Raw genomic sequence first — 12,838 nt, forward strand, 5'->3', positions numbered from 1 at the left:
GTTTCTTCTGCCCTAAAACAAATCATCTAACATTCCCGTAACTTCGCCCTGCAAATTCTGGCGATTGTCATCATAAATCATCAGAGTGTTAAGGTTGCTGTGTCGCGACAGCTTCTGCACCTTTCTGACATCGCCATTGGTTAGGTTGAGAGCTTCGGTAATGCTGCTGTGGCGTATCCTGTGCGGCGACATCACTTTATCGATTCCCGCGAGCTTGGCGTATTTCTGCACCAACTTATAGATCGAATGGGTATGTAACCGATTGCCCCAATAGCCTTTATGAACCGCACAAAATAAAGGATCTGAAGGCGTGTAATCTTTTCTAGCAGTCATCCAAAGAGAGATTGCCTTTATGGTCGCTTTCCCCAGACTAATTGTCTGAGGCTGTCCGATTTTTCCTTTGCCAGTAATAATTAATTCCCCTGCCTTCGGCAAAAAGTCAGATACGTCGCAGTTGGCAATCTCAGAACGCCTTAAGGCATTACCCCATAACAACAGCAGAATAGCGCGATCGCGCAGTCCTTTTATAGTGTCAGTGTCTACTGCCTTCATCATTAACTTAAACTGGTCCTTGGGAATGCCTTTAGTATCGCGATATTGGGTCAATTTCTCGGCTTTGATATTGGTAAGAGTGTAGTGGCACTTGCCAGCGGCGGCGGCATAGTTGACTAATGATTTTATCGCGGCTAGCTTTTGGTTAATGGTCGCGGGTGCTAACTTCTGGGTGACTAACGCCCCGTGATATTGCGATACTAACTCAAACGCTTGCTGGCTATCGAGTAGCAAAAACTGAGCGAGTAGATCTGGTGTTAGCTGATACCCCAAACTCTGAAAAAATCCCGTAACATTAGTTCGATACATCCGTTTGGTATGTGGCGATCGCGATCTTGCCAGCCAATCATCGAGCAAAGTCTCGTAACCAGAATCGGGAGCCAACCTATTCCTGGGTAGGAGTGGTACTAGATTACTACTGGCACTAACGGATTTTAAAGCTTTCATGGTTTAGAAGGTGCGAAAACGGTCATTATCAATACTTCTTCACTTAGGTACTATTCAAATATTCGAGCTTTTAACTTTTTGCGTACTCAATTAATTGGTTAGTGATTTTTATGCCAGGAATGAAAAATCTTCTGATTCTCCTTACTTTCGAGCGCAAGGAAGCGGACGAGCGCGATCGCGCATCTGGGGTCAACTAATTTCGGATGGTTTGGTTGCTGAAGTTTTTTTAACAGCTTCGATGCTCGGCGATTGCTCTCTACCATGATTTGAATAATCTGGCTCGGAGTCTTCTAATCCGAACGAACCTGAAGCGCGAAGATTTTCGATAAACTGTTCGGTAGTCAATTCGGCAAAATGTTGGCGAATTAATTTAGCTGCTTTTTTTGGGTTGACCATAAAATTTAAGAACGCTCTATTTCTATTAAACAGGATTCTTCGATCGCCGACAGGTTACGAATGACAATTTGAATATGAGCGCGATCGAAAATAGCCGAGTTAGGATAGATGCGATCGCCTTCATTAAACACTCCACGAATCGAACTTACAACTTCCCCTTGTGGCTCTAAAATTTCACTTACTATGTAGTTGAAGAAAGCACAGTCTAGCCGATGAGCCTTGGATCTCTGAGGATTTTGGCGGGGTAAAGGCAGATTGGTTTGGTTATAGGCAGATACGAATAAATCGTAAGCTTCTCTGATAATAGGAAACCAGGTTACGTCAACTAAATCCAAACAGTTTTCTAGGACTAACTTGGTTCTAATTACCGCAGGAGCTTCTGGATATCTCTCAGATGCCCATTCATACGCTCGAAGTGGGGCATCTTGAAAAAAATACACTCCCGTTCCCAACCAATCATAATCATTAACACTTAAACTAAATCCTCGCTCGATAATTGTCTGCGCTGCTGCCAAACTCGTTCCGTGATACCCATAAACTGGCAATGGCTCAGTCAGAAAGGTAGATGTCATTTAATATTCTCTCTATTGTGTCTGCTCGAACTTTAAATATTCAAACAGGCAATAACTCAAGTTTTCAAGTTTTCACCTTTTTGCGTACTCAACCATTCAGTTAGTAGTTTTTCTACTAGTTCCGAAAAGTCCTCTGCTCCTTCTCCTTCTTGCTGTAGCAGAGCGATCTTTGTCTGCCGATAGGTTTGAGAGCGAATGTAAGCCGTTACCTGCTCGTAATTAGGATCGCTACGCTTTCCTTTAGGTCTACCTCTTTTAACGGGTGGTGACTTTTCCTCAACGATTGGCGGTGATAATTCTTTAACAGATCTTGCTTCTTTTTTTGCTGTGTCTTGGTCTTCGGATTGGTTAGCTGTATCAATAATCACCTTATATCTATTAGGTTTATCTTTTTTATCGGTCATGAATGTATCTCCTTGCCCAACTCCTGATAATCACTCCAGGCTATACGAGCCTTTTTGTCTGCCACTTCAGAAACAATGGTTCCTTCTAAAGCTGCTTTTTTAAATGCCGTATATCTTCTAATGCCCGTCTTCAGAACTGGCAATCCCGCATCAGTTAACATCTTTCTTGCTTCCTCTCCATCTTTGGAAGGACTAGGAGGAATAATCGCCAGTAAAATGCGATAGCGATCGCTTCCTAGCTGCTGCAAAGCTTGAACCGTTAACATCATGGCATCTAAAGCTAGAGCATCAGGGGTACAGGGAATAATCAGGCGATCGCAGCCATCGGCTAGAGCTTCTAAGTCTTCCTGTTCGGGACGTGCCTGAGTGTCGATCACGATATGCTCGGCTTTCCTGGCGTATTTAGCAGCTTGTCTTTCGTCTACTACCTGGAAAGGCAAACCGCCTCTTTCTGCCCATCTAGTAGCACTGCGATTCGGATCGCCATCTATTAACAAAGTGGTACTTTGATTGGCTAAATAAGCCGCTATGTGTACTGCTGTAGTGGTCTTACCCACTCCACCCTTAAACGAAGCAATGGTAATAATCATACTTTAAATATTCGAGTAGGCGAACAACTAAAAATCTAAGTATGTGCATTGTTGAAATTTTGAGTACGTAAAATACATATAGACTTAGCCAGATAGCGGACATACATATTAGTTCGTTTTGATAGCTAAAAGTTCATATATGTAAAAAGTTAAACTTTCGCGTTGTCAACATTTCAAACTTATGCGTACTCAAAAATGCAGGGTTACACTAGACTAGATGAGAAAGTGGCAAGAGCGATCGCGCCGCTAGAGGAAAAAATCAACCTGCTGGGTTATTAGTCAAAATTGTCAATCTCAGTCCTGCTACCCTGAATCGCTATCGCACGGATAAGCGGTCGCAGTCAAAAGATTACAAACGAGTTATAAGTGAATGGGAAGTTAAGGGCGATCGCTGGTACAAATTAGGAGAATAAATTATGGGAAGGCAAACAAAGTTAACCGAAACGGTCAAACAAACTATCATTAACAACATCGAGCAGGGTTTAAATTACGAATCGGCTTGTTTGAGTGCTAATGTTTCCTACTCGACTTTTAGAGAATGGATACGCCGAGGGACGGATACCGATAGCAATCGCCAATCAAACAAACTTTATGCAGAATTTGCAGAGGATGTTAATCAGGCGGTCGCTAGGTCTGAAATGAATTTGCTTGAAGGTATTCGTCGGGCTGCCGAAACCGATTGGAAAGCTGCTGCTTGGATACTAGAGCGCAGGTTTTCCCAACATTGGTCTAATAACCGCAGAATCAAGCTTGAAGCGGACAAAAAAATTCAACAGTTGCTCGGTAATCTTTTTTGGCTACTTCCCACTGAAAACTATAAAGAGCTACTAAAGGCAATATCGGAAATCGATGCAATCGATCTCAATCTCGGTCAAATGTCACAAATGGAAGCATTAAAAGTCTTAATGGAATCGGGATGGATCGAAAAAGAACATACTGCTAAAATTGGTAAAGCTTACGTACAGATGAAAAAAGAAATTATATCCAGCATCAATTGAAATAATATATAGCTCTAAGTGAATCGATCTTCGGTCGGAAAAGAGCGGCTTCTACTTGCCAAACTAGAATATGGCAAATATTTAGGAAAGGCGATCGCCAGTCGTCGAGATTATATATAACTTTTGTTTACCAAGTGAAAACTGATATGCAAACTATTTACTAAACCAAAGCTAACTAATACCCCTTCCAAAACTATACTGTTTAATTTTTCTAAATCTTATTAGCATTGAGCCAATCTATAAGACTATAAACTTTTTTTAAATATTCGGGAAAGGTTACTAAATAAGAATAAAGATGTTCTCGTTTTACTATATTTCCCGATGGATGACCTGCATCATTCCTTTGAGTTCTAATAATTGAGAAAATTCCATTTAGGTAATTATCTAGGTTTTCCTTTATATCTTTTGGTAAAACTGGAATAATTTTAGTATTTAGAATACTTTTAAACTCGTCGTGTTTCTTTTTGATGGAAATTGTATTTGTTTGTTTAGCAAAATTTGCTTTATCTGTAGGGTTTTGAATCGCATTTTTACAGGCATCAATTAAAATTAGGATAGCTTTTTCAGAAGCACATCCTAAAGTAATCGCAGATGATAGAAGACAGTGAATTCTAAATGCTTTTAAACTTTCTTCAATGTAGGTAAATATTATACTATCAACATGGGGTATGTTCCGAACTGTAGCTAAATAGCCATCTGGATCGTAAGGTTGTGGTGATTGGTTTTGAAGAACATTCTTTCCATGTTCAGAGAGGTGGAACCAAGGTAATCCATTATTTATTCCATCACCCAAACCAGGTCTAACTAAACCCTCAATTACCAAATCCCAAATAATATCTTCAGTCCAAATTTTATATTTTTGAGGTAAGTCATACGGTTGATTGATGATCCTGGTATTAGATGCGGTATGAGGATCGGATGCAATACCCTTTTCGATAGCTTGTTTAGCCAGATGATGATGAAACCCGATTATTTGTCCCGAAGGATTAGATTTTAAGGCTTCGATCATTAGAGATCTAGTTTGTTCGTAAGATATGTCAAGTTTGACTTTTAAGTTGTTGTAGCTAATCATCAAGAGAATCGCTCGAAATAGGTTTTATCTAAGACTAGTAACTATAACAGTACTTTTAGTAAAAGATAATAAAAACCTAGCTAAAAAATTCTCAAAGGCAACTTCTATGTTTTGTTAAAAGAGCCAATTAGACTAGATTTATTGACTCCTGAAAAAGCCCAGCAGTTAATTTCTGCGGTTGAAAATTGTCAAATTCCTATTACTGAGGCAATCAAGCTCCTAGAAGATATCATCAAATCTTCTGGCGTTACGGCTCAAGCGTAGAATCGAATAAGTACAAAACTACATCCGAGGAGAAACTAGCTTATATACCGTTTTCTATATGAGAATTTCAGGCAGAAATTGGCAATTGCTATACTTTATACTTCCTCAATGTTTATGTCTACCTTTTGGATTTTACCGCCACAATGCTTAACAGACAGGGCTTTGACCAATGATACTCTGTCGTCTTTAATAATTCCAGCCTGAACCAAAGCGTCTAAAATTGCTCCCGCGATATTGTCTAAATCGCCTCGGCAAGTACCGTATAGCTTGATTGAAATCGTAACTTCTTCTAGAGACTTGTATCTGGTTCTCTGGGATAGTAACTCGGCGATCGCTCCTTCTTTCCAATCTCGATACTTCTGAGGAAGAAATGTACCTTGGCGGGTTACTCGCGGTCGTGCCTTGGGTACTACTGCACCAGTAAGGGTAAAGTGATGGCTGGTTTTAGTTGTCATGCCGCTCCTCTCTGTTTATTTTCTTCAGCCCACTGCCTTAGCCTTTGCTGCCATTCCAAGGGCAACAACCGACAGGCTTTATTTAATCTAGCTCTAGTAAATTCTGGTACTTGCTGGAGTTCTGCCAATCCTTCAGAATCTTCTAGTTGACTTAACATCCAGGCAAGATCGGCGATCGATTCGGGACTATCTAAGGGGTTCTTTGACTGGTTGATGTTTCGCATTGGCAGTATCTAATTGTTTTAAAGTTGATGTTCGCGTAGCATCAGAAAAGTAGTAATAGTATTATTTAGAGTTTGGTGTGATCGACTAAACGGCAACTAGGCTTTCCTGTTCGGCAAGGCGGCGATCGCGATCCAGCCATTTAGCAAAAATTTCCCCACGATTGTCATCTTCGGTAAGAGGAGAAAGCTGATAAACTCGTCTTCGCTCTTTACCAGTCCCCGTCCACCCGACACACTCTAACTTGCGGTCCATGCTTTTAAGGAATTTTTTGGCGATCTCTATACCCCTTTCGCGGTCGTTTATCGTAAATCCAAAAACATCTTTAATTTGCCATCGCATCTCTTTGCATCGTGCCTCAAAGTCTTCTAACTCTTTAAAGTTAAACTTCCGCTCGGTGTGGTCTAAGAATTGATTAACTCCAAGCACTTCCATCGCGTTAATTTGCGTTGCGATTAGCCGTTTATTAATGTCGGGTGCAAATGCTTTTTTATTTTCACCAGCTAGCGACTTCAAAGAGTGGCGATCGCGATTTTCTAAATAGTCCCGACCGTCGGTAAAGTAGTAATTTAAAATTAGCTGTGAGTTCCAGCCTTTATCATCTCTCTCTACCAACTTCGGTGTTACTAATGTCTCGTAACGCTTAAACAGACTAGCTTTACGTTCTTTTAAACGCTCGATTTTAGTTTTACCGCGTTTCTTCTTGAGATGTTCTAATTCTGTGTCAGTAGGCATTTTAGCAGCAGCTACTTCCTCGCAGTAAATTTTATAATTCTCCTGGCGAATCTGACTTTGATGCTCGGAAACCTGTTTAATTTCCCGTTTTGCTTTTTCTTCAGCTTCGATCTTTTCTTGTAACTCTCGCTTGAGTTTGGCTTGACGTTCTTTATCAGCTTCAGCCAACATAAGTGCAGCAAGCTCCTCTTTCTCCTTAGCTTCTCTTGCTGCTCGTTCGGCTAGATCTTCAATTTGATATCCCTCTTCTCTCAATTTGGCTAAAATTGCCCCTCGATAGTCGATCAAACCAGCATTAATTAGAGCGGCGCGTCTAGCCCATGCTTCTTCGGAAGGGTAATCGCAAAGTTTGTATTCTTCTGGAGCTTTAAACTCGTCGTCGTCATCGGCACTACGCAAACACATTAAATGCGTCTGACTTAGTTTATGTTGGGAATATTTCAAGGCTTTAGCACTAGTCGCCCCGTTACCGTTCGCCATATTTTTCGCTCTTTTTCTAAACCAGACATGGCGAATAACATCGTCTCGTAATCGAGCGATTGCCTGCGCGACGCTATTAACTGGCTGATTCCCCCAAGCAATACACCAGACAGAATTAAAGTGTCCTTTGATATCAATGCTCACGCCCGTTTCGATTACAGGCGAACAAATTACAATATCGTAATCTTGAAGGGTGTCGTTGAGATGTCCCATGCAGCCGTAGGCAGGATGTTCTGGATCTGCTACTGTCTCTCTGTCAAGAACCAGTATTTTTTTGTCGGGGAACATCTTACTGTAACGAGAATGTAGATTGCTCGTACCCCATTTAGACTTCCACTTTTGCCCCGAACAATGGACTAGCACTTTTTTGCCCTGTCTTATTTCGTAGTCTAGCTCGACTATCATACGGCTGGGGTCGTTGCCGTCGTAAGCAATTAATTTTCGATTGCAGCTAGGTTTGTACTCGTTTTCTAGTACCCAAGTTTTAATAGGAAACCCGATCAGACTTCGCACGTATTCAATTGAAATAGGAGTTAAATCGGCATCAGCTAGCCAGACTTTACCCCCCGTTCCTACTGCTGTCATAAGAAGCTGTGTGAAGCTTTGAATAATCGCCGTTCGGTTATGTTGGCATGTAGAGCTATCGAGCAGATGCCAAATAGCTTGCTCGGCTTCGTCGATGATAACTGTCGCCCCGCGCCATTCATCGGGATTGAATGCAGGATTGGCGTTTGGGTGCAGCGAGTCAAAACATAAGACATAACCTAAAGCTCCCCCGACTTCGCTGTTTCTAATTTCAGTACGGCAATCTACTCCAAATCGCTCGGATAATTCCCTTTCTAAAGCCTGTCGATGGGTAACTACGATTACCCGCTCTCCTCTTTTTAAGGCTTCCTCTACGGCTGCTACAGCCATAAATCCAGTTTTATTGGTTCCTTTGGCTGACTTCAAGCAAATGAGTTGGGCATCTTGAGCTATTGCTATTTCTTTGGGGTTTAAATACCGTTCAGAGACGATTTCAGGCTTATAAAATTGTAAAGATGTCTCCTGGATCGTTTTGAACCTATCTATACTTACACGGGCATTATATGCAGCATGGAAAGCATCTTCTCCACGATTGACGATTAAATCGTCCACACCCTTGTCGGGAAACTCCCAGGTGGCGACAGATACTTTAGAACCTTTTTTCTCAAATAACCTACCAGTTGCGGCGATCGCATTACTAACATTCCGAATGGTTTTAAATTTGGTATCGCGGTCGTAGCAAAAAGTTATCTTTCTATTCTTACAGGCAAAAACTTCTAGCTGTGGGATTAGCTGATATTTTCCAGAATTTTGCTTTCTTACGCCGTTCCATACACCAGGAAGCGCGATCGCGGCATAGCCTAATGTCAAAAGACAACCAGCTTTTTTTGCCCCTTCGGTAATTACAATCGGGATAGATGGGTTGTTAATTATCCACATCCAAAAACCAATAGCTCTCCCTTCTGGGGTGACTACAATATTCTCTGGTAGTGGGACATCATAATGAAGGGCGATCTTTTGCCAGAGATGTAGGGGAACGGAAAGGGCAAATATTTCTGTTTCGGTTTTAGGTGGATGTTCGTATTTGATTAATTTGGCTTTTTTGAAATGTCCTTGTTTGTTATATTCGATTTCTTGTTTGGCTTTGTCTGGTTTAAAAGTTCCCCACTGACTCTTTTCGCACTTTTGAATATCTATGCCAGCGCACCACCAGCCCCCATGTTCGCAATGGGCATATCTCCCTAATATCCAATCTCTAACGCGCCCATCATTACGCCGTTCGCTATCTGGCAGTGCATATAGTAAGCGATCGTATGGTTCAAATCCTGAAAGTGAAACGACATTGAGAGAGGTAAGCTCTGGAGCGACTGCTGAATCGATTACCCATTCATTCCAGTGAGGTTCGGTAACATGGTTTGGTTTAAGCGTTTGCTTTGCTTGCTTTGCTTTTCCCAGATGCGCGATCGCTGTATTTTTGATATAATTATTCATATCAGTCTGCCTTAGCTCTAAATCTTCAAAAGGCAGACTTTAACTAAATTTTGGCTAGAAAGTAATACGCATATACTGTGTATTTTTAGCGAGACTGTAGTAAATTAAAGATGGTTTTTTTGTTGGTCTTTGACGGTGTCAAAGTAGGTACAGTCTTACTATTTAAGTCTTTGAGATTACTTTCAGATTTATCTGAACTATCTCTCGACAATTTTGATTAGACAGACTAGCCGAAATCTCGTCAAAGTCCTTTTTTTTCTACAACACAAAAATAACAGTAATTAAGGATTTTTGTTCAAAAGAGTTTAGAATTGTCAATTGCTTATCTAGTGGGCATTTGAAGATACCCATTTTTGCAATTTTTTTTTGCTGATAGTTTTAACGCCTCTTCCGCTACCCGTATTAAAAAGTAATTCTACTTCTGTTGCTTCCATCGGAGACAGGTTTTGGTTCGTATGTAAGCGATTAGCCCAAGAGGAAATAGCTGTGATAAACCCTACTTCATAATTGTGTCCTTTTTGTTCTTTAGACTTTTTTCTGGTTAGATATTTAGCGCGGAAGCCTTTGTAAAGTTCTGAAGATGCCATACAAAGAGAACCATTTACTAAGTCGTATAGTTCGGGGTATTCTTCTCGCTCAAAAGGGTTTTCATTGTCTCGTAGTTGTTTGGCAATTTCGCGAAGTTCCTTGACTTTTTTCTCTTTACCGTGAGGAAGCTCCAGACACAATTTTTTAAGATCTTCTGCAATCCACCGAAACCAATGTAAATGGTGAGAATGACCAAAATTACTAATATACAAAGAACATTGCTCGCAAAGCTGTAATGCACTGTGCAATAAGTCAGCAAGAGGTTCGAGCATATCCCGTTCTTCTTGGTTTTGAGAAACCTCAGATAGCTTGTATTTGGGATTCCATTTCTTCTTATATAACCAGCGCAGCGTACAGATCCAGAGCGACCAACAATGATGGTCAAAAACAATAGCAGGGTGCGATAACAGCTTTAAACTTTCCTCCTCTGTAATATCTCCATCTTGTTTTTCTTGATAAATATCCAAAAGGCTTAGTGGTGGTTGTGATAGGGATCTCAAAACAATATTTCCTGGTGGCGAGACAGTATCGTATGGAATTAATAATGGTGGTTCTGATGAGAAAATTTTCTTTTTGCGCTCCATGAAAATACATCCAATTAGTTATGGGGATTGAAAACATCAGCAAATATCAACTTTTAAGAGAGATCTGAATCACTCTTGTTACTGAGAATTTATGCCAAATTGAGAATATTTTAACTTTTATTTATTATTTTTATCGATGAAAAAAATAATAGTTGGTATTTGTTTAATAAGCCTTGTATTCGGATGTGGAGACAAGAATATAGAGGCTTGGAATGGAACTACATGGGGCATGAGTAAAAACGAGTTAAAGAAAACTCTAAATCAAAAATTAAATAATCCCGAACTTATTGAAGATGAGTGTGACTCCGATAATTATCGTAAATGCGAGGCATATTATCTAAAAAATTACTTAATTGGTAATTATAAGTATATGGTAAGTTTCTTTCTCATAAACGATCGACTCAACAGTGTTAGTTTGATGTTTCAAGATGGAGAATTCGATCGAGAAATTATGGATTCTGTGGAATTGGATTTAGATAGAGCTTTACAAGAAATAGACGATAAAAAAGAATTAGGTCGTGTTGTAACTTCTGAAATTGAAGGCTTATTGACAGACAAATATGGCGAGCCGCTCGAATCGGAATTAACAGAGGAGTCTCAAGAATATAAATGGGAAAAAAATCGCACGAAAGTAACTCTTAATTCGTCAGGAAGTCTTGTCAGGGTACTGTACGAACCAGATGAAACTGTCTTAAAAGTAACTTCTCAGTCTGATAACTCTAATCAACTCTGATTGCGATCTTATTCTTTTTCGGCTAAATCGTATTTTCCTTATAGTGTTGATTTTTGTTATAACTTTTTCTGGTAACGCTATCAGAAAGAATTAATCTCTTTTAAAGCGATTGCTAAGGCTACGGTTACAAACTAGGGTTGCACCATTAATGTTTTAGTGGGGGTCGTGGATCGAAGCTAAGAAGATCGCTCTATAAAGCGATCGCCATCAAAGTAATGCGATCGTCAACTGATACAGAACTTGACTTTTATCGTCAATCTGCTAATCTAACTTTAGGTTAAGCTCGCTCTGCTTGACTAAGACATAGCTTAATCGCTACTTTGCTAACCTAAAAGCGATAAGCACACGCTACTAGTGGCTATTAGAGAGTCGTAGCGTTGTTGAATATATACTGCATTGTGTCAGAAAAGCTAGATTATGAAAGGATTATAGTGCCTTGTCTAGTTTTAATGGGTATTATTTGACTAAAAAGCACTAAGTTTTTCAACTTAATAAGGCAAACAATTGAGTTCTTTCTTGTAAAAACTCCAGTTAGGCATAAATTTGCTCATATAGGCTTTAAAGCGAGCGCCGTGATTCCGCTCTAGTAGGTGTACCAATTCGTGAACGATGACGTACTCCAGGCAATGTTGGGGTTTTTTAATCAGTTCCAGGTTAAGCCAGATACGTTTGGCTTGAATATTGCAAGTACCCCAGCGGGTCTTCATTTTTTTGACTCCCCAGTCATTAGTGCTAACACCGATAACTCGTTCCCATTTAGCGATTAATTGGGGTATTTGGGCTTTTAACTCCTGGCGATACCAGTTAGTTAAAACTTGCTCTCGCTGCTCTTGAATGCTGCCATACCGCACGTAGAGATCGATATAGGTTTTATTTCTAATGACAACTTTTGGAGCAGCAGCGTGATAGATGACGTTGAGTAAGTAGCGATCGCCTCTATAGTAATGACTTTCTCCCGAAACGTATTCTCTAGGGGACTGGCGGGGTTGCGCCTGAAATTTAGCCTGATTTTTTTTAATCCATCCTAGTTTGGAGATAGCAAACAGCCTGATAGTTTCATCATCGACTTTGAAAGGGGAAGCAATGCGGACTCTACCATCGGGGGGATGTACCGATAGGTGCAGGTTTTTGATATTCTTTCTGACTAGATCGATCGCCAGATCGCCAACTTTCATAGATTTGTATGTAACTAGTGGTAACTAACTCCGTCACTCGAAAATGATTTTAAGTGCTGCGAGTTAGCGTTGCTAATATTCCTTTTGTTCTTTGACGATTTCAAAGATTCTGTTTGCTTCATCGGCAGCGGCTAGATGTTTTTTAATGGCGTTTTTGACTTCGCGCTGTTTAATTTTAGACCCCCGCCAGTTGTCTTTTTTAGTACTACAGATGGCGTTATCTAGAGCGATCGCCAAAGCTTCATCCCGATCTAAATTATCATACAAAGCTCGTTTGGCACTGGTATCTAAAGAAGTTGGATAATCGCCGCTGCCTTCGGGGTGGGTGACTTGTTGGCAGAGTCGGGCAATTTGTTGTAAATATTCTTCATATTCAATGGCTTGCTGTCTGCGCTGTTGGATTAATTCATCTAATAAAGATGACATTTTGCCGAAGTATTGGGGGTTGGTGGGTCGTTCTTCGGTGATGACGGTACGCAGGTTATTTTCTACGGTTTCGGCTACCGCTGCTCGATCTTTGCGGATACTATCGGGAAGCTGGTTAAGTCCATCCGT

Annotated in this window: 14 protein-coding genes and 1 pseudogene; 3 read left to right on the forward strand and 12 right to left on the reverse strand. The window is 40.5% G+C overall.

Annotated elements, in window-relative coordinates:
- Positions 1-12: 12 nt before the first annotated feature.
- The 5 genes from KV40_RS31345 to KV40_RS31365 form a co-directional block, all read right to left on the reverse strand.
- Positions 13-999 (reverse strand): tyrosine-type recombinase/integrase, encoded by a 987-nt coding sequence (locus KV40_RS31345; protein ID WP_052056146.1) that lies wholly within the window; start codon positions 997-999, stop codon positions 13-15.
- Between the two features lie 189 nt (positions 1,000-1,188).
- On the reverse strand, positions 1,189-1,395 hold the full coding sequence (locus tag KV40_RS31350; RefSeq protein WP_036489678.1) for a hypothetical protein: 207 nt from the start codon (positions 1,393-1,395) through the stop codon (positions 1,189-1,191).
- Positions 1,396-1,400: 5 nt separating this feature from the next.
- Positions 1,401-1,967, reverse strand: a complete 567-nt coding sequence (locus KV40_RS31355; protein ID WP_036489680.1) for a hypothetical protein — start codon at positions 1,965-1,967, stop codon at positions 1,401-1,403.
- A 56-nt stretch (positions 1,968-2,023) separates the two neighbouring features.
- Positions 2,024-2,371 carry a hypothetical protein gene (locus tag KV40_RS31360; protein WP_156114286.1) on the reverse strand — a complete coding sequence of 116 codons (348 nt, stop codon included), beginning with the start codon at positions 2,369-2,371 and terminating at the stop codon, positions 2,024-2,026.
- Entirely contained in the window at positions 2,368-2,961 is a 594-nt protein-coding gene (locus tag KV40_RS31365; RefSeq protein WP_036489682.1) for a ParA family protein, read from the reverse strand. The genes KV40_RS31360 and KV40_RS31365 overlap by 4 nt, the downstream gene beginning before the upstream one ends.
- A gap of 416 nt (positions 2,962-3,377) precedes the next feature.
- On the opposite strand from KV40_RS31365, the gene KV40_RS32890 reads away from it, so the two are divergent.
- On the forward strand, positions 3,378-3,959 hold the full coding sequence (locus KV40_RS32890; RefSeq protein ID WP_052056147.1) for a transposase: 582 nt from the start codon (positions 3,378-3,380) through the stop codon (positions 3,957-3,959).
- 211 nt (positions 3,960-4,170) lie between these two features.
- Here the strand turns inward: KV40_RS32890 and KV40_RS31375 are convergent, their stop codons facing one another.
- Entirely contained in the window at positions 4,171-4,968 is a 798-nt protein-coding gene (locus tag KV40_RS31375; protein ID WP_216595779.1) for a hypothetical protein, read from the reverse strand.
- A 174-nt stretch (positions 4,969-5,142) separates the two neighbouring features.
- Here KV40_RS31375 and KV40_RS35530 point away from each other — a divergent pair, with 174 nt between their 5' ends.
- Positions 5,143-5,295: a hypothetical protein gene (locus KV40_RS35530; protein ID WP_156114287.1), complete on the forward strand. Its 153-nt coding sequence runs from the start codon at positions 5,143-5,145 to the stop codon at positions 5,293-5,295.
- Between the two features lie 95 nt (positions 5,296-5,390).
- Here the strand turns inward: KV40_RS35530 and KV40_RS31380 are convergent, their stop codons facing one another.
- The 4 genes from KV40_RS31380 to KV40_RS31395 form a co-directional block, all read right to left on the reverse strand.
- Entirely contained in the window at positions 5,391-5,750 is a 360-nt protein-coding gene (locus tag KV40_RS31380) for a RusA family crossover junction endodeoxyribonuclease (protein ID WP_052056148.1), read from the reverse strand.
- Positions 5,747-5,974, reverse strand: a complete 228-nt coding sequence (locus tag KV40_RS31385; protein ID WP_036489685.1) for a hypothetical protein — start codon at positions 5,972-5,974, stop codon at positions 5,747-5,749. The genes KV40_RS31380 and KV40_RS31385 overlap by 4 nt, the downstream gene beginning before the upstream one ends.
- 85 nt (positions 5,975-6,059) lie before the next feature.
- A complete protein-coding gene (locus KV40_RS31390; RefSeq protein WP_081942984.1) occupies positions 6,060-9,203 on the reverse strand; it encodes a plasmid replication protein, CyRepA1 family in 3,144 nt (1,047 codons plus the stop codon).
- Positions 9,204-9,529: 326 nt separating this feature from the next.
- Positions 9,530-10,375 (reverse strand): hypothetical protein, encoded by an 846-nt coding sequence (locus tag KV40_RS31395; protein WP_156114288.1) that lies wholly within the window; start codon positions 10,373-10,375, stop codon positions 9,530-9,532.
- Positions 10,376-10,604: 229 nt separating this feature from the next.
- Here KV40_RS31395 and KV40_RS31400 point away from each other — a divergent pair, with 229 nt between their 5' ends.
- On the forward strand, positions 10,605-11,108 hold the full coding sequence (locus KV40_RS31400) for a hypothetical protein (RefSeq protein WP_036489689.1): 504 nt from the start codon (positions 10,605-10,607) through the stop codon (positions 11,106-11,108).
- A gap of 488 nt (positions 11,109-11,596) precedes the next feature.
- On the opposite strand, the gene KV40_RS31405 is transcribed toward KV40_RS31400, so the two are convergent.
- Together KV40_RS31405 and KV40_RS35895 are read right to left on the reverse strand one after the other, a co-directional pair.
- On the reverse strand, positions 11,597-12,283 hold the full coding sequence (locus KV40_RS31405; protein WP_036489691.1) for a M48 family metallopeptidase: 687 nt from the start codon (positions 12,281-12,283) through the stop codon (positions 11,597-11,599).
- Between the two features lie 72 nt (positions 12,284-12,355).
- A pseudogene (locus KV40_RS35895) lies at positions 12,356-12,838 on the reverse strand (restriction endonuclease subunit R); the annotation flags it as partial.

It is taken from the genome of Myxosarcina sp. GI1 (genome assembly GCF_000756305.1).
Taxonomy (GTDB): Bacteria; Cyanobacteriota; Cyanobacteriia; order Cyanobacteriales; family Xenococcaceae; genus Myxosarcina.